The sequence below is a fragment of the Nocardia sp. NBC_01327 genome, from assembly GCF_035958815.1.
Taxonomy (GTDB): domain Bacteria; phylum Actinomycetota; class Actinomycetes; order Mycobacteriales; family Mycobacteriaceae; genus Nocardia.
On record NZ_CP108383.1, the window covers coordinates 2,195,447 to 2,210,584 of the forward strand.

18 protein-coding genes are annotated in these 15,138 nt (G+C 66.3%); 12 read left to right on the forward strand and 6 right to left on the reverse strand.

Translation table 11 applies throughout. The features are described from left to right. Positions 1-6 precede the first annotated feature (6 nt). Together mftB and mftA are read right to left on the reverse strand one after the other, a co-directional pair. Complete coding sequence (mftB, locus tag OG326_RS09540) at positions 7-300, reverse strand: mycofactocin biosynthesis chaperone MftB (RefSeq protein WP_327144249.1); 294 nt, start codon at positions 298-300, stop codon at positions 7-9. Then, positions 278-388: a mycofactocin precursor MftA gene (gene mftA / locus OG326_RS09545; protein ID WP_327144250.1), complete on the reverse strand. Its 111-nt coding sequence runs from the start codon at positions 386-388 to the stop codon at positions 278-280. Before mftA ends, mftB begins: the two co-directional genes overlap by 23 nt. A gap of 112 nt (positions 389-500) precedes the next feature. Here mftA and mftR point away from each other — a divergent pair, with 112 nt between their 5' ends. From mftR to OG326_RS09560, 3 genes are all read left to right on the forward strand, one after another. After that, the gene (mftR, locus tag OG326_RS09550; RefSeq protein ID WP_327144251.1) at positions 501-1,133 is read left to right on the forward strand and encodes a mycofactocin system transcriptional regulator; all 633 of its coding nucleotides are present in this window, start codon (positions 501-503) and stop codon (positions 1,131-1,133) included. Positions 1,134-1,235: 102 nt separating this feature from the next. Beyond that, complete coding sequence (locus OG326_RS09555) at positions 1,236-1,988, forward strand: hypothetical protein (RefSeq protein WP_327144252.1); 753 nt, start codon at positions 1,236-1,238, stop codon at positions 1,986-1,988. A 161-nt stretch (positions 1,989-2,149) separates the two neighbouring features. Further along, on the forward strand, positions 2,150-2,821 hold the full coding sequence (locus OG326_RS09560) for a DUF6629 family protein (protein WP_327144253.1): 672 nt from the start codon (positions 2,150-2,152) through the stop codon (positions 2,819-2,821). On the opposite strand, the gene OG326_RS09565 is transcribed toward OG326_RS09560, so the two are convergent. Beyond that, positions 2,791-3,447, reverse strand: coding sequence for a TetR family transcriptional regulator (locus tag OG326_RS09565; RefSeq protein WP_327144254.1), 657 nt, complete (start codon positions 3,445-3,447; stop codon positions 2,791-2,793). The two genes, OG326_RS09560 and OG326_RS09565, sit on opposite strands and share 31 nt — an antisense overlap. Before the next feature lie 65 nt (positions 3,448-3,512). Here OG326_RS09565 and OG326_RS09570 point away from each other — a divergent pair, with 65 nt between their 5' ends. Beyond that, the gene (locus tag OG326_RS09570; RefSeq protein WP_327144255.1) at positions 3,513-4,940 is read left to right on the forward strand and encodes an FAD-dependent monooxygenase; all 1,428 of its coding nucleotides are present in this window, start codon (positions 3,513-3,515) and stop codon (positions 4,938-4,940) included. Positions 4,941-4,947: 7 nt separating this feature from the next. Here the strand turns inward: OG326_RS09570 and OG326_RS09575 are convergent, their stop codons facing one another. Further along, the gene (locus tag OG326_RS09575; protein WP_327144256.1) at positions 4,948-5,673 is read right to left on the reverse strand and encodes an SDR family NAD(P)-dependent oxidoreductase; all 726 of its coding nucleotides are present in this window, start codon (positions 5,671-5,673) and stop codon (positions 4,948-4,950) included. 104 nt (positions 5,674-5,777) lie between these two features. Between OG326_RS09575 and OG326_RS09580 the strand changes: the two genes are divergently transcribed. Both OG326_RS09580 and OG326_RS09585 read left to right on the forward strand, forming a co-directional pair. Continuing rightward, positions 5,778-6,200 carry a winged helix-turn-helix transcriptional regulator gene (locus OG326_RS09580; RefSeq protein WP_327144257.1) on the forward strand — a complete coding sequence of 141 codons (423 nt, stop codon included), beginning with the start codon at positions 5,778-5,780 and terminating at the stop codon, positions 6,198-6,200. A 197-nt stretch (positions 6,201-6,397) separates the two neighbouring features. Continuing rightward, positions 6,398-7,342: an SGNH/GDSL hydrolase family protein gene (locus OG326_RS09585; protein WP_327144258.1), complete on the forward strand. Its 945-nt coding sequence runs from the start codon at positions 6,398-6,400 to the stop codon at positions 7,340-7,342. Positions 7,343-7,446: 104 nt separating this feature from the next. On the opposite strand, the gene OG326_RS09590 is transcribed toward OG326_RS09585, so the two are convergent. Together OG326_RS09590 and OG326_RS09595 are read right to left on the reverse strand one after the other, a co-directional pair. Next, on the reverse strand, positions 7,447-8,571 hold the full coding sequence (locus OG326_RS09590) for a CaiB/BaiF CoA transferase family protein (protein ID WP_327144259.1): 1,125 nt from the start codon (positions 8,569-8,571) through the stop codon (positions 7,447-7,449). 97 nt (positions 8,572-8,668) lie between these two features. Then, the gene (locus OG326_RS09595; protein ID WP_327144260.1) at positions 8,669-9,688 is read right to left on the reverse strand and encodes an AraC family transcriptional regulator; all 1,020 of its coding nucleotides are present in this window, start codon (positions 9,686-9,688) and stop codon (positions 8,669-8,671) included. Between the two features lie 119 nt (positions 9,689-9,807). Here OG326_RS09595 and OG326_RS09600 point away from each other — a divergent pair, with 119 nt between their 5' ends. From OG326_RS09600 to OG326_RS09625, 6 genes are read left to right on the forward strand one after another with little or no spacing between them, the layout of a single operon-like run. Continuing rightward, positions 9,808-10,710: a MaoC/PaaZ C-terminal domain-containing protein gene (locus tag OG326_RS09600; RefSeq protein WP_442790932.1), complete on the forward strand. Its 903-nt coding sequence runs from the start codon at positions 9,808-9,810 to the stop codon at positions 10,708-10,710. A 27-nt stretch (positions 10,711-10,737) separates the two neighbouring features. Further along, positions 10,738-11,949, forward strand: a complete 1,212-nt coding sequence (locus tag OG326_RS09605) for a lipid-transfer protein (RefSeq protein WP_327144262.1) — start codon at positions 10,738-10,740, stop codon at positions 11,947-11,949. 45 nt (positions 11,950-11,994) lie between these two features. Beyond that, positions 11,995-12,429 (forward strand): type II toxin-antitoxin system Rv0910 family toxin, encoded by a 435-nt coding sequence (locus tag OG326_RS09610; protein WP_327144263.1) that lies wholly within the window; start codon positions 11,995-11,997, stop codon positions 12,427-12,429. A gap of 30 nt (positions 12,430-12,459) precedes the next feature. After that, a complete protein-coding gene (locus OG326_RS09615; protein WP_327144264.1) occupies positions 12,460-13,344 on the forward strand; it encodes an SDR family oxidoreductase in 885 nt (294 codons plus the stop codon). Positions 13,345-13,346: 2 nt separating this feature from the next. Beyond that, the gene (locus tag OG326_RS09620) at positions 13,347-14,204 is read left to right on the forward strand and encodes an alpha/beta fold hydrolase (protein WP_327144265.1); all 858 of its coding nucleotides are present in this window, start codon (positions 13,347-13,349) and stop codon (positions 14,202-14,204) included. Positions 14,205-14,262: 58 nt separating this feature from the next. Continuing rightward, entirely contained in the window at positions 14,263-15,105 is an 843-nt protein-coding gene (locus OG326_RS09625; protein ID WP_327144266.1) for an SDR family oxidoreductase, read from the forward strand. Positions 15,106-15,138 lie beyond the last annotated feature (33 nt).

The window sequence follows — 15,138 nt, forward strand, 5'->3', positions numbered from 1 at the left end:
CTTTCATCATCGTGGGCAGATCATCGTCGAATCGGCCAGCGTGGCAAGCGCAGTGGCGTAGCTGCGCAACTGCTGCTCGGAAACCCCGGCGGCCAGGCAGGCCGCGCGGGCGCTGGGCTCGGTATCGAGGCGGTCGACGACGCGCAGCAGGGTGGGGCTCTTCAGGAACGACAGTCGCCGGGTGCCGAAGTGATAGAGCAGCGCCCCGAACTGCTCCGGCCGGATCGACACTTTGGGGTGCAGTCCCCAGGGGGTGTCCAGGTCGAAGCCCGGGGCCTCAGTAGACACCGCACATGCCATCGATCGAAACCTCTTCCACCAGAACCTCTTCGGCGATGACGTCGGTGGCCGACTGTTCGAGGGAAGCGTGGGTGGATTCGTCGTTCATGCGAACTCCTTCGAGTGCGATGCCAATTTCGTCACTGTGTGACAGATATGGTTTCGGACATTAACGGCACCGTGTGACAGAATCAAGACCCCGGCCGAAAATGAGGACATTGGTGACTCCCGACGAGCAAGACCGCGCACCCGCGCGCCGCGGCCGACCGCTGGGAACGAGTCCGCGCGCGGTGGAGCTGATCGCGATCCGCCTGTTCACCGAACAGGGCTTCGAGGAGACGACGGTCGAGCAGATCGCCGCCGAGGCGGGAATCAGTCGCCGGACGTTCTTCCGCTACTTCGAGTCCAAATCGGCCGTGCTCTGGTACCAGTTCGACGGCGAGGTCGAGCGCCTGCGGCTGGCCTTCAGTCAGGTGCCCGATGAGGTCGAACTCATGGACGCCATTCGCCAGGTGGTGGTGGCCGCCAATGTGTATCTCGCTCAGGACGCGCCCGAATTGCGCGCCCGCATGAATCTGCTCGGCACCGCGCCCGGCGCGCAGGCCAGCGCCGGGCCCCACTACGACGCGTGGGAGCGGGCCGTCAGCGAATTCGCCGGCCGCCGCATGGGGCAACCCGCGGACGGGCTGTACCCGCTCGCGATCGGGCGGGCCACCCTCGCCGTCTGCCGCGCGGCCTTCGATCGCTGGGTGATCAGTGCGGACAGCGATCTCACCGTGTACCTGGATCTCGCACTGCGAGCCTTGAGCGCCGGGTTCGCTCCGGCGGCCGCCGAGGCCGGGGCCCGGCGGTAATCGCTGAGTGCGCTGACCCCGCGCGCGGCCGGTATCTTCATCCGAAGCGCGGTCACGCCCGTCATTCCGGACGGCGAGCGCACCACGGAGGGGCAGCTGTTCATGAAGTTCGGAAAACTACCGGCGCGGCCCGATGCCGTGCAGCTGAAGCTGTCGACGTATCTCGATTCCAGTGTGCTGCCGGATATTCCGGCCGAGTTCGGCCATGAGCAGGTCATCCCCGCCTACGGGATGCTCGGCAACGACACCGTCGGCGACTGCGTGCTGGCGGGTGCGGCCCACGAGACCATGGTCTGGGCGGGGGAGGCGGGTCATACCGTCCAATTCGATACCGCCGCAGTGGAATCCGACTACTCGGCAATCACCGGTTACGATCCGAAGCGGCCGGAGACCGATGTCGGCACCGATGTGCAGGCCGCCGCGTCCTACCGCCGTCGCATCGGCATCATCGACTCCGCCGGTCAGCGCCATCGGGTGGGTGCGTATGTGGCTCTCACCCCCGGCGACCCCGCTCAACTCGCCGCTGCCGCATATATTTTCGGCGCCGCGGGCATGGGTTTCCAATTCCCCGCGTATGCCATGCAGGAATTCAGCGATCAGAAACCCTGGGATGTTCAGCCGGGCACGCCCGAAATCTCCGGCGGACACTACGTCCCGGTTGTCGCGCGCCGCAGCGGCCTCTTTTCCGTCATCACCTGGGGGCGGGTCCAGGAAATGACGCCCGAGTTCTACACCCGCTACTGCGATGAAGCGCTCGTCTACCTCTCCACCGAACTTCTCACCGCGGGCCGCAGCCCTGAGGGTTTCGACCTCGCCGCGCTCCAGGCCGATCTGAAGGCTCTCACCAGCAATTGATATTCCGGCGCGCCTCCCCGGGCTCGGCTCGACGCCGACCTGGGAGACGCGTGGCGGTGCGTCACAATCGTTGACTGCCAGCCGAGTTGGCGTGTGCACACGCTCGGCGGGGTCACCGCTGGTGTGCAGGAACTGTGCAACACTCAGCCATGTGCTTCTCGATGACAGCTGACCTGGTCGCCGGTACCGCGTTGCTGCCGGTCGCCGCACTGTCGCTGCGAGAGGTGAAACACTGGCGCGAGTTGCCGTTCGCATTGCTGCCGGCGATATTCGCGCTGCACCAGTACATCGAATCCATTGTCTGGGCGGGACTGAACGGCAATGTTTCGGCCGGGCTCGCGCACGTAGCGGTATTCGCCTATCTCTTGATTGCGCTACCGCTGCTACCGACGCTCTTTCCGCTCTCGATATTGCTGCTCGAACCGCGCGGCGCGCGCCTTCGAGTGGCGCCCTTTGTGGTGCTCGGTGCGGTTGTCTCGACCTATTTCGCGATAGTCCTCGTCACCGATCCGGTGGGCGTGACTTCACATCCGTATTGCCTGGCCTATCAAACCGGTGCGCAGAATATGCCTGTATGGGCCGTCCTCTATGTCGTGGCCGTCATCGGACCGGCACTCATGTCGGGATACCCGTCGATCGTCGCGTTCGGGGTTCTCAACCTGATCGGCCTGGTGGTGGCGGCCGCGCTGTATGTCCAGGCGTTCGCATCACTGTGGTGCGTCTACGCGGCCGTCATGTCGGTACTGGTGCTTGTGCACATGGTGCGCCGTCGCCGACTTCCCGATCCGCATCGCTACCACGGTCAGCCGCTGGTTCCCTTGCCGAACCCCTGAGGCCGACCAGCTCCCAGGCCGTCACGCAGGAGATCGAACGCATGGTTGGCGGCTCGGACCGCTTCGGGGTAGCGGTCTGCGGCGGATTCGCCCTTGACGAGGCATCGGTGATTCAGCAAGGCGAGTTCGCGCTGCACCACGATCACCTGGGCGGCGATGAGGCGTGCGGTGAGCGGATCGAAATCCTTCTCGCGCAATGCATCGGCCAGCGCATCCACCCCGCGTGAGGTGTAGCGCTGCAGCCTTGCCGCGAGAGTTTCGGTGCCGCTGATCAATTGGAGGAAGGCCATGATCTCGGGGTCGTCGTTCAGGCCGGAGTTCGGATCGCGCCGCCGCAGTGCGTCCAGTTGCGCTTCCCGCAGTGCGTCGAGGGGCTGATCGGCCGGCCGTGCGCGGACCGTCCTGGCCGCCTCCTGCTCGTGGTCGGCGAACCGTTGCAGGACAAGGTCTTCCTTGGTGGGGAAGTACGCGAAGAGGGTGCGCCGGGAGACTTCCGCCTCGCGCGCGATATCGGTGATGGAGACCTGGTCGAACCCTGATTCGAGGAACATGCGGATCGCCGTGGCCGCGATCGTCTCGCGCAGGCGCGCCTTCTTGCGTTCCCGCAATCCCATCGGTTCGGTCATGCGAGGACTCTAGCGCATTAGTAGATCGAGTGTATTCTTGCATCGAGTCTACTTTGGAGGATGACGTGCAGACCGAAGTGATTGTGGTGGGAGCCGGTCCGACTGGGCTGATGCTGGCCAATGAACTCACCCTGGCCGGAGTGCCGGTCGTGGTGCTCGAGAAGCAGCTCACGCGCAGCGCGCAGTCCCGGGCGGGCGGGCTGCAACCGCGCACCGCCGAGGTTCTCGACCTGCGCGGATTCTTGGATCCGCTCCTCGACCGCGCACTGCACCGGGGTGAGTTCGGTGGCCATTTCGCAGGTCTCCCAGTCGAATTGGACTGCCGGTCGTGGCAGACCCGGCATCCGTATCCGGTGTCCCTTCCGCAGGCCCGGCTGGAGGCGTTTCTCGAACAGCGCCTCCTCGACCTAGGTGTGCCGGTGCTGCGCGGATATGAGGTGTCGGCAATCGAACAGGACGCCGAGGGTGTCACCGTCGGAGATGTGCGCGGCAGCTATCTCGTCGCCTGCGACGGCGGGCACAGCGCGGTTCGCAAACTGCTGGGCGTCCCGTTCCCCGGTACCGCGGGCACGATGTCCTCGGTGGTCGCCGATCTCACCCTCGCGTCCCGATCCGATGCGGTCAGCGATTCGTCCGAACACTTCAGCCGGTACATCAAGCGCGCTGCCGGATTCCTCGGTGTCCTGCATCCCATCGAGGGTGATCAGTACCGGTTGATATTCGGCAAGCTCGGCAGCGCGGCGCCCGATCGCGAAACACCTGTCACCGCAGCGGAAGTCGACGAAGCGCTGCGGGCGGTATACGGGCCCGAGACGCGGTTGGGTGAGTTGCGCGAGGCATCCCGGTTCAGCGACGCCACCCGGCAGGTCGAGCGCTATCGGGAGGGGAGGGTGCTCTTCGCCGGGGACGCGGCGCATATCCACCTGCCGATCGGCGGCCAGGGTGTGAACCTCGGCATTCAGGACGCCGTCAATCTGGGCTGGAAACTCGCTGCGACAGTGCGGGGTTGGGCGCCCGGCGGATTGCTCGACAGCTATCACACCGAGCGCCACCCCGTCGCCGCACGGGTGCTGCGCACCACCCGCGCACAGGGCGTGATCATGAACCCGGGCCAGGACGAGAACCTCGCCGCGGTCCGTGACCTGTTCACCGATCTGCTCCGGCAGCCCGAATCCAATCACTACATCTCAGGCCTGATGTCGGGCCTCGACACCCAGTACCCCGGAATCGGCCCGCGCATGATCGACCTGGATCTGACCACTCCGGACGGCCCGACGCGAGTGAGCCGCCTGCTGAACTCCGGTCGCGGCCTGCTGCTTTCGCTCGACGACACCCCGAGGTCGATCGACCGCTGGGCCGACCGGGTCGATCACGTCACCGCCAAGGCCGATACGGAATTCGATACCGTCCTGATCCGGCCCGACGGCTACATTGCCTGGTCTGCCGCCGACGATCAACCACTCGAAACCGCTCTCACCCGCTGGTTCGGCTGAGGCTCGGCTACTGGCCGGCGGGGTGCGGGCCGGGGTTCTCGGGGTGGATCTGCTCGATCCGGTCGCGGGCGACGTACATTAACCAGTAGTGCTCGGCGAGGTCGTCGGGATCGACGACGGGGAACCCCGATTCCGTTGTGATCGAGTTCGATTCGGCGATCTCGCTGCGAGCGATGTAGGCGGCGATGGCCAGGGTGCCCGCATAGATGCCGGCCTCGGCCAGCTCGCCGTGCAGCGAGAACACGTAGTTGCGTGCGGCCGCCATGACCGGGCCGAGTCCGCTGAGATTCGGCAGCGGCTGCACGGCCGTGTGACCGTTGGTCAGCAGGAAGGCCCCGTCCCCGCGTTCGATCCATTCGGGCAGCACCGCGCGGACCACTTCGATCGGGGTGAGCAAGAGCAGCGGAACGAGGCCCGCGATGATCGTGGCGTCGAGTTCGGCTGCGGGAGTGAAGGTCTGGTCGAGGCCGATGGGGCCGTACTCGACGACGTCGATCCGGCCGAAGTGCCGGCGGATGTCCGTGATCAGGGCGGGCGCCTGTGCGGGGTCGGACAGGTCGGCGGCGAAGGCGACCGCCTCGATGCCGTCCTCGGCCAGTTCTCCGGCGAGGGCTTCGAGGCGGTCTTTGCGCCGCGCTACCAGGGCGACTCGGAAACCTTCTTTTCCGAAGCGCCGGGCGACCGATGCGCCGAGTCCGGTGCCTGCTCCGAAGACCGCGATCACTTTCGACATGAGATACCCCATTTCCTACTTTTTGTGCGGGGCATCAGAATGGGCCAGGATGGAGGTCCGTACAAAAGGCACATTGATGTCTGTGCCGGAGGGGAATGTGCGTAATGAAGGTCAAGCCCGTATCGGAGTCGGCAGCCGTCATCGGACCGTGTGCCGGTCTCTCCGCCGAACGGCTGGTTTCCATCCGCCAGGTTCTCGACCGCGTCGGCGACAAGTGGAGCCTGCTGGTGATCGCCGTGCTGGAGGAAGGCCCGCTGCGCTACACCGATCTGCACCGCGCGGTAACCGGTATCTCCCAGCGCATGCTGACTCTCACTCTGCGCCAGCTCACCCATGACGGGTTGATGACCAGGGTCTCCTACCCGGAGGTGCCGCCGCGTGTGGAGTACGAACTCACTCCACTGGGTCGGGGACTGCTCGACATCGTCACCGCGCTGATCGAATGGACCTCCGACCACCACGACGAAATCCATCGCAACCGCACTCGCGTCACCGAAAGATCCACGACGTCAACCGGATCGGACTGATCCCCGCACTTGCGCGAGCAGCCGGCCTGCTCTGGAATATGCACAACGCCGAGCGGGAGCGGAAGTCGAATGCGCCGGGGATTCGATGCCCTAGGAATTGGGGGCGCGAATCCCCACAATTCTGAAATGATATCCTTTATCTTGCGAGGGCTGTCGGGTGAAGGCTCGATCGCGGGTCCTCGAAAGGGTTTTATCTGATGCGCTCTCTCCACTTCGCTGCCGCAATGGTCTTCGGGTCGGTGGTGATGCTGGGCGGCCTCACGGCGCCGGTCGCTGGTGCGGAAAACGCACCGGGGCAATCGGATTCCGGTAAGTCATTGGTCGTCATGGGGGATTCGAACACCGCCAATGCCACCTTGGCCACCATGCAGGCCCAGCCGGCCGGTGTGGCCTGCCCCCACCTGGCCACCTCCTGGCCGACTCAGCTTGCGCAGCGAATGGGACTGTCGCAGAACAACGATGTCGAGGATGTGTCCTGTGTCGGCGCGTACCTGTACCGCCACGGCGACGATCCCTACTGGACGGCCCTGACCGAAGCGCGGCAGGCTGCCGCGGATGGGGCATTCGGAACCCGGACCCGAACCGTGCTGCTCCAATTCGGTTTGAACGACGTCTGGGGCGCAGGCCACGCGGCACAGTCGGCCCTGGTCCCGTGCCTGCTGAACGTCCTGCACGGCTGCAGCACCGCCGACGCCGCCTCCGACGACTTCCCCCCAACCCTGCTGACCGGCCAGGACTACGCCGACCACCTCCGCGACATCATCACCTACATCCGCTACTACGCCCCGAACGCCCGAATCGTCCTCGTCGGATACCAGGAACTGCACACCCCCGGCGACCAGTCGATCTGCATGGGCGTCCTGGGCGTCCCCTTCGGCATCCCCCACGCCGGCGCCGTCACCGACGTCTTCGACAGCGTCCAGCAGGCCCCCCGCACAGCCGCCGCCCTACTCGGCGTCGACTACTTCGACGCCGCCGCAGTCACCGCCGGCCACGGCCTCTGCTCCCCCGACCCCTGGCTGAACGGAATCCTCACCCCCGGCTCGGACTTCTTTGGCCAACCCGGCCACCCAACCCTGCAGGGCGACACCGCCGTTTCCCAAGCCCTGCAACAGTTCCTGACCGGCCACGCCAACGGCTGACTACCGTCTTCGGCCTAATCGGCTGTACTGCAAGGAAATCGACTGCGGGGGGCATCGCGCGATGTGATGCTCCCCGCCGCGTGATCAGCTGGGCGAGACTGCTGTCAGCTGGTGATGCGGGAGATGGCTTCCGCTGGTACGCCCCAGGTGGACAATAGGTTTCGGGTTTGTTCGGGGTCTTTCGATAGGCCGGTGGGGGTGGTGGTTGGGGAGCGGGTGAAGCGGGGGGCGGGGGCGGGCTGGCGGAGGCCGTCTATTTCTATGAAGGCGTTGCGGGCCTGGTTGTGGGGGTGTTCGTGGGCTTCCCAGGGGCTCAGGACGGGGCTTACGCAGGCGTCGGAGTCGGCGAAGAGCAGGGACCATTCGTCGCGGGGGCGTTCTTTGAATTTCGCGCCGAGGATCTCTTTGAGGCGGGGCCAGCCGGTGGGGTCGAGCTGGGACGGGAGTTCCGGATCGTCGATGTCGAGAATCGTGAGAAGTTGTGCGTAGAACTGTGGTTCGACGCAGCCGACGGCTACATGCTTGCCGTCGGCGCATTCGTACGTGTCGTAGAAGGCCGCGCCGCTGTCGAGCGGATTCTCACCGCGCGGCGCGTTCCAGAGGCCCACATTGTGCATACCGTGCATGAAGGCGGTGAGCAGTGCGGAGCCGTCGACCATTGCCGCGTCCACCACCTCGCCCTTGCCGGACTGGGCCCGCTCGTACAGTGCGGAGATCACTCCGAGCGCCAAAAGCATTCCGCCACCGGCGAAGTCGCCGAGAATATTGCCCGGGGGCACGGGCCGTTCCCCGGCGCGGCCGACCAGATCGAGCGCTCCGGAGATGGCGATGTAGTTGATGTCGTGCCCGGCGCGCGGCGCCAGTGGGCCGTCCTGTCCCCAGCCGGTCATGCGGCCGTAGATCAGCCGGGGGTTGCGCGCGGCCAGATCCTCCGGCCCGATACCGAGGCGTTCGGCAACGCCGGGCCGGTAACCCTCGACGAACACATCGGCCTGTTCGATTAGGGCATACAGGGTTTCGCGATCCACCGGGTCTTTGACGTTCAAGGCGATGGTGTGCTTACCGCGGTCCAGCGGACCGTCCGGCGGGGTGAGGCCGGGGGCGGGCGCTCCGCCGCGATCGACGCGCAGTACCTCCGCGCCCAGATCAGCGAGGATCATGCAGCCGAACGGCGCGGGCGCGAGCCCGGCCATCTCGACGACCTTGACTCCCCGAAGTGGTCCCGTCACGAGTGAACTCCTCTGTTCTTGTCGGCTCTGCTGTGACGGTAGGTCGGCCGTGCGTCCGCGCCAATGACCCGGCTGCTCGCGGAATTGACCGATCCGCTCAGTCGGCCGCCGCCCGGCCCGGCTGATAGGACCCGGGCGGGCTGCCGGTCCAGCGCCGGAAGGCCCGGGAGAAGGCGCTGGGCTCGGAGAATCCGAGCCGGCGGGAGAGGGCGGCCACGGTTTCGTCACCACGCACCAGCCCGGCGATGGCCGCATCGCGCAGGATTTCTTCGCGGATCTCGCGCGGGGTGGTGTGCTCCTCCTGCAGCCTGCGGCGCAGCGTCTGCGGGCTCATGAGCAGCTCCCGGGCGATATCGTCCACGCCGGGCCACTCACCGGTGAGACCGCGTTCGAGAATCCGCCGCACCTGCGCGGCGAGCGAGACCGAATAGCTGCGGGTGCCCAGCACACCCGCGGGGGCATCGCGCAGGAAGTCGATCAGATCGTCCTCGGTGCGCACGATCGGAGCGTCCAGCTGGGCGAGGTCGAAGATCAGCGTCGGCCTGGCAGCCGAAAAGGTCACGGGCACACCGAATACCACGTCGTAGTCATCGATCTCCGGATTGCGCGGATACGACAGCTCCACCCGCCGCAGTCGGATCCGGCCGCCGATCATCCAGCCGAGGAACCGCTGGGTGATGGCCAGCATGGTGTCGATGAGTATGCCGATCGGATGTGCGATGCCGGAGATGTCGAAGGCCAGTCGCGCTTCGTCCGCGTCCGTGGTGAGGACGATCCCCGGGAACCCCGGCAGCGACCGCTCGAAGCTCTCGAACCGGCGGATGCTCGCACCGAGGGTCGGTGCGCTGATCAATCCGAAGCACACCAGCCGGAAGGTGCCGCGCGGCACCGGTTGCAGCCCGAGACCGAGCAGTTCGTCATCGGTGGCCACCCACAGTCGCCGCACCAGTTCGGCGCCCTGATTCCAGGTGACGCGGGAGCGTTCCTCCGTCAGCAGTATCGGCGGAATGCCCGCCTCGGCGAGAAAGGCGTTCACATCCCACCCGCGGCGCACCGCGAGATCGACCATGGCGCGTACCCGGGCGATCGGCAGGGTGTTGTCGGCATCGGGGGGCACGGGCCGACCGTACCAACCGAATCGGAAGCCGAAGGCGAACGGTGAGCGGTTCGGTCAAGCCGCAGAGAGGTTCGGTCACTGCGAGAGCCGGTGCGCGCTCCTTACCGTCGAATCAGTCAATGCCGACAATGCGCACAGGAGACACAGCCGTGGCCGACAACGAGGGTTTCCACCTCGACCACCTCGACATCTGGGGCGAGGAACAGCAGTTCAAGGTTGATGCCGAGCGGACCATCGCGTACGCGGAGGCGACCAACGACCCCATCCGGCAGCATCTGGACGGCACCTATGCGCCGCCGGTGTTCGCGGTGGTGCCCGCGATGGTCATGATGGCAGACGCCACCATGTCGGTGGTTCCGGATGAGCTGATGATGCGAATTCTGCACGGAGAGCACGACTTCCGGCTGCATCGGCCGATCGAACCGGGAGAGACGCTGTCGGTGCGCGCCAAGCCGATCGGGATCGAGGGCAAGTCCTCCGGGGTCGTGGTGACCACGCTCATGCAGACCCGCGGCGATCGCGGGGATCTGGTCAACGAGCAGTACTTCGTCGGGTTCTTCCGGGGCGGGCAGTTCGAGGGGTCTGCCGGCGCCACCAGTCCCGAGCACGCCTTCGACGAGTCGCTGCGCGCCCGCGAACCCGACTTCACCGCGGTGCAGCGCTTCGACGCGGATCAGACATTCCGCTACTCCGAGCCTGCCGGTGATCCGATGCCGATCCATCTCGATGACGAGTTCGCGCGGGCAATGGGCTTGCCGGGCATCATTATTCACGGTCTGTGCACCATCGCGTTCACCTCGCACGCGCTGCTGACCGAGATCAGCCCGGAGGATCCGGCGCGGCTCAAGCGGCTGGCGGTCCGGCTCACCAAGCCGGGCCTGCCGCAGGAAACCATCACCAGCAGTGTCTGGAACAGAGGCGTGATCGGCGACCGCGAGGTCTACGCCTATGAGACCGCCGGCGATGAGAAGCCCGGCAAATTCCTCATCACCGACGGCCTGGCCGAGTTCGCCACCGCCTGAGCCGCAATAACTTTCAGGAGCACTCTCATGTCGAACAGGGTTTTCGTCGTCGGCGTCGGTATGACGAAATTCGAGAAGCCGGGCCGCCGGGAAGGCTGGGACTACCCGGCCATGGCCGAGGAGTCCGGCAGCAAGGCGCTTGCGGACGCCGGTATCGAATACGGCGCGGTCCAGGAGGCGGTGGCCGCCTACTGCTACGGCGACTCGACCAGTGGCCAGCGCGCGATCTACGAGCTCGGCATCACCGGCATTCCGATCGTGAATGTCAATAACAACTGCTCCACCGGCTCGACCGCGCTGTATCTCGCGGCCCGCGCCATTGCGGGCGGCTTCGCGGACTGCTCGCTGGCCGTCGGTTTCGAGAAGATGCAGACCGGGTCGCTGGAGTCGCAGTGGACCGATCGGGAACAGCCGCTCATGAACCACATTCAGGCGCTGGCCGAGTTGCAGGAATTCGCAATGCCGGTGGCGCCGTGGATGTTCGGTGCGGCGGGCGTCGAGCATATGGAGAACTACGGCTCCACCCCCGAGCACTACGCCAGGATCGCCGAGAAGAACCACCGGCATTCGGCGAACAATCCGTACGCGCAGTTCCAGAACATCTACAGCCTGGACGAGATCCAGCAGGCGAAAATGGTGTACGAGCCCCTGGGGCTGACCCGGCTCATGTGCTCGCCCACCTCCGACGGTTCCGCCGCGGCCGTGCTGGCCAGTGAGCGCTTCGTGCAGGAGCACGGGCTCGGCGACCGCGCCGTGGAGATCGTCGGCCAGGCCGTGGTGACCGATCTGCCCTCGACCTTCGCCGCCAAGACCGCGCGCGCTCTGGTCGGCGTCGATATGACGGCGGCCGCCGCGCGAAAGGTGTACGAGCAGGCCGGAATCGGGCCCGAGGACATCGACGTCATCGAACTGCACGACTGCTTCGCGCCGAACGAGCTGCTCACCTACGAGGCGCTGGGGCTCGCGGCCGAAGGCGAGGGTCACAAGCTCATCGACAACGGCGACACCACCTACGGCGGCCGCTGGGTAGTCAACCCCTCCGGCGGTCTCATCTCCAAGGGCCATCCGCTCGGCGCGACCGGCCTCGCACAGTGCGCCGAGATGACCTGGCAGCTACGCGGTGAAGCCGATCAGCGCCAGGTGGCCTCGGCCGCCGCGAAATCCGGTGTGGCGCTGGCGCACAACATCGGCCTGGGCGGCGCGTCGTTCGTGACCGCGTACCGCTCCGCGAACCGCTGACACCACCTCCACCACAACCCCACCCGCACAGAAGGATCGGCGATCATGGCAAAGGCCAACGTATCCAAGGAATTTCCCGTCTCGCAGGACAAGCTGTGGGCGGTGCTCTCCGACCCGCGCCGCTTCGAGGAGTGGATGACCGTCCACACCAAGTGGAAGTCCGAGCCGCCGGCGCAGCTCTCGCAGGGCGCCACCATGGCCGAGGTGCTGACCATCATGGGCATGGCGAACACCATCGATTTCACTGTCGAGACCTACGAAGCGCCGAACACCACCAAGTTCTCCGGCACCGGCATGGCAGGGGCGAAGATCAGCTTCACGCTGTCGGTCGAGGCGAACGGCGATGACGCGTCCGTGGCCACCATCGACGCCGAGTTCATCAGCCAGATGATGGTGGGCGCCATTGGCGGCGCCATCGAGCGCGCCTCCACGAAGGAGCTCAACGCCTCGCTGGACAAGCTCGCCGCACTCGTCGGCTGAGCTCACTCTTCCCGGACACGAAGGAACATCATGGGTTCAATGGAGAACCGCGTCGCCGTGGTCACCGGCGCCGGACGCGGCATCGGCCGTGAGCACGCACTGCTGCTGGCTCGCGAAGGCGCGAGCGTTGTCGTCAATGATCTCGGCGGCAGTAATGAGGGCAACGGCGCGGATGCCGGCCCGGCCCAGGAGGTGGCGAACGAAATCGTCGCCGCCGGTGGCAGGGCGGTCACCAACACCGACAATATCGCCACCTGGGCGGGCGCGAAGGGCCTTGTCGACCAGGCGATCTCGGAGTTCGGCGGGCTCGACATCGTGGTGAACAACGCGGGCATCCTGCGCGACGGGTTCATTGCGAGTATGGATGAGGCGCAATGGGATTCGGTTATCGCCGTACATCTCAAGGGTCATTTCTCGGTACTGCACCACGCTGCCGCCTACTGGAAGGATCAGACCAAGGCGGGCAAGCCGGTCAATGCCGCTGTGGTCAATACCGCCTCCGCATCGGGCACCTTCATGCCGAATCCGGGTCAGGCCAACTATGGTTCGGCCAAAGCGGGCATCGCCGCGCTCACCGAGGTCGCGGCGCTCGAGCTGGAACGCTACGGCGTTCGAGTGAATGCCATTGCGCCCGTAGCACGTACCCGCCTGACCCTGGCGACCCCGGGCATGGGGGCGATCTTCGCCGAAGAGGTTCCCGAGGGTGAGTTCGACGCCTTCAGCCCGGCCAATATCGCTCCGGTCGTGGTCTACCTGGCGAGCCCGGACTGCCCGCTCACCGGCAAGGTGCTGGCGGTGCAGGGCGGTGCGGTATCGCTGTTGCAGGGCTGGAACACCAGGGAGACGGTCGAGACCGACGGCCCCTGGCTGCTGGACAAGCTGCCCGGACAGCTGGACCACTGGGCCAAGGCGTAGCAATGGTCGGCGAACGGCGTGCGGAATACGCGGGATACCGCACGCGAGAGCTGTACGTCGAGGGCGCGGGCCCGAAACTGGTGCTGGTGCACGGTTTCGGTCATCCCGCACCCTGCTGGGGGCCGGTCCTGAAGCGATGCGAGGAGGCAGGTCAACCGGCCCTCGCGGTCGATCTGCCGGGCCTCGGTGCCGCGGACCCGCTCACCGGCGGGCCGCAACTGCCGCAGTTGGTGCGCTTCCTGGAATCGGTGGTTCGTATCCACGGTGCGGTCGAACCTGTGGTGCTGGTGGGCAATTCGCTCGGCGCGGCGACCTGTGTGCGGCTGCTCGACACCACCGCCGGACTGCCGGTCGGCGGACTGCTGGCGCTCGACACGGCCACCGATCAGTGGACACCACTGGTGAAGGCGGTGCTCGCCGGTCAGGGCAGGCCATTCGTCGCGCTGGCCGGTCTACCGGGACTCCTGCGTGGTCGCACTGCGGCCCGAATGGCGGCCAAACTCCTCTACGGTCGCGCTCAGGCGGCCGATCCGGAGATCGTGAGTGCGCTGCTCGAACAGTTCGATGCTCCGGGCCGCCGTCGCGAATTGGCTTCGGCGGGAATGCGTTACGCCTCCGAGGTGGCGTCGGTGGCCGGGGTGCGCAATATCCGGTGCCCCACGATCGTGGTGCACGGCCGTCGCGATCGCCTGGTCACCGTCGACGGAAGTCGCAACCTGGCAGCGGCGGTGCCGGGCAGTCAGCTGGTGGTGCTCGAGGGCATCGGTCACTGCCCACATCTCGACGCACCCGATCGAGTGACCGAGCTGGCACTGCGGCTGGCCCACGGAATAGCCGGCGGCCGAACTGAAACAGGCTGAACAACAGCACAATCGAGTGGCATCGGTCTCGGCGTCACCGCTAGCGAGAGTTGGGCAAATGACGGACAATGCGGCCGCGGTGCGCGGCAAGATCATCGTGATCACCGGTGCGGCGCGGGGCATCGGACTGGCGACCGCGACCGCACTGCACGGTCTCGGCGCGCGCGTCGCCATCGGCGATATCGACGAGCCCGCGGTCCAGGCGGCGGGAAAGTCGCTCGGTCTCGAGGTGGCCGTGAAACTCGATGTGACCGAACCGAATTCCTTCGCGGCCTTCCTGGATGAGGTGGAGGCGCGGCTCGGGCCGATCGACGTCCTGGTGAACAATGCCGGGATCATGCCGGTCGGCCGGATCTCCGACGAGCCGGACGCGGTGACGCGGCGCATTCTCGACATCAATGCCTACGGGGTCATTCTCGGTACGAAACTCGCTGTGCAGCACATGCTTCCGCGAGGTCGCGGTCACATCATCAATGTCTCGTCGCTGGCGGGGGAGACCTACACGCCGGGCCTGGCCACCTACTGCGCCAGTAAGTACGCGGTGGTGGGCTTCACCGAAGCCGTGCGGGTCGAACATCGCACCAGCGGCCTCGACTTCTCGCTCATGATGCCGTCGTTCGTGAATACCGAGCTGACGGCGGGCACCAAGGGCATCAAGGGATTTCACAATGTCGAGCCGGAGGATATCGCCGCGGGCATCCTCTCCCTGATCGCCCGTCCGCGGCCCAAACTGCGGGTCGGCCGGGTCGTCGGGACCCTCGTCGCGGCGCAGAAGTTCATGCCGCGGCAGGTCAGCGAAACCCTGACGCGGATGCTGGGCGGTGAGCACGTTTTCACCGACGACGTCGACCCCGCCGAGCGCCGCGCCTACGAGGACCGTGCGCGCGGGCTCGCGGAGTGAATCACCGTATACAAGAACACCATTCGAGGACGA

What these genes read in the sequence shown, in the direction of transcription:
- mftB (WP_327144249.1), bottom strand. Translation starts at nt 300, where the DNA reads ATGGCATGTGCGGTGTCTACTGAGGCCCCGGGCTTCGACCTGGACACC.
- mftA (WP_327144250.1), bottom strand. Translation starts at nt 388, where the DNA reads ATGAACGACGAATCCACCCACGCTTCCCTCGAACAGTCGGCCACCGAC.
- OG326_RS09555 (WP_327144252.1), top strand. Translation starts at nt 1,236, where the DNA reads ATGAAGTTCGGAAAACTACCGGCGCGGCCCGATGCCGTGCAGCTGAAG.
- OG326_RS09560 (WP_327144253.1), top strand. Translation starts at nt 2,150, where the DNA reads ATGACAGCTGACCTGGTCGCCGGTACCGCGTTGCTGCCGGTCGCCGCA.
- OG326_RS09565 (WP_327144254.1), bottom strand. Translation starts at nt 3,447, where the DNA reads ATGACCGAACCGATGGGATTGCGGGAACGCAAGAAGGCGCGCCTGCGC.
- OG326_RS09575 (WP_327144256.1), bottom strand. Translation starts at nt 5,673, where the DNA reads ATGTCGAAAGTGATCGCGGTCTTCGGAGCAGGCACCGGACTCGGCGCA.
- OG326_RS09580 (WP_327144257.1), top strand. Translation starts at nt 5,778, where the DNA reads ATGAAGGTCAAGCCCGTATCGGAGTCGGCAGCCGTCATCGGACCGTGT.
- OG326_RS09585 (WP_327144258.1), top strand. Translation starts at nt 6,398, where the DNA reads ATGCGCTCTCTCCACTTCGCTGCCGCAATGGTCTTCGGGTCGGTGGTG.
- OG326_RS09600 (WP_442790932.1), top strand. Translation starts at nt 9,808, where the DNA reads ATGCCGACAATGCGCACAGGAGACACAGCCGTGGCCGACAACGAGGGT.
- OG326_RS09605 (WP_327144262.1), top strand. Translation starts at nt 10,738, where the DNA reads ATGTCGAACAGGGTTTTCGTCGTCGGCGTCGGTATGACGAAATTCGAG.
- OG326_RS09610 (WP_327144263.1), top strand. Translation starts at nt 11,995, where the DNA reads ATGGCAAAGGCCAACGTATCCAAGGAATTTCCCGTCTCGCAGGACAAG.
- OG326_RS09615 (WP_327144264.1), top strand. Translation starts at nt 12,460, where the DNA reads ATGGGTTCAATGGAGAACCGCGTCGCCGTGGTCACCGGCGCCGGACGC.
- OG326_RS09620 (WP_327144265.1), top strand. Translation starts at nt 13,347, where the DNA reads ATGGTCGGCGAACGGCGTGCGGAATACGCGGGATACCGCACGCGAGAG.
- OG326_RS09625 (WP_327144266.1), top strand. Translation starts at nt 14,263, where the DNA reads ATGACGGACAATGCGGCCGCGGTGCGCGGCAAGATCATCGTGATCACC.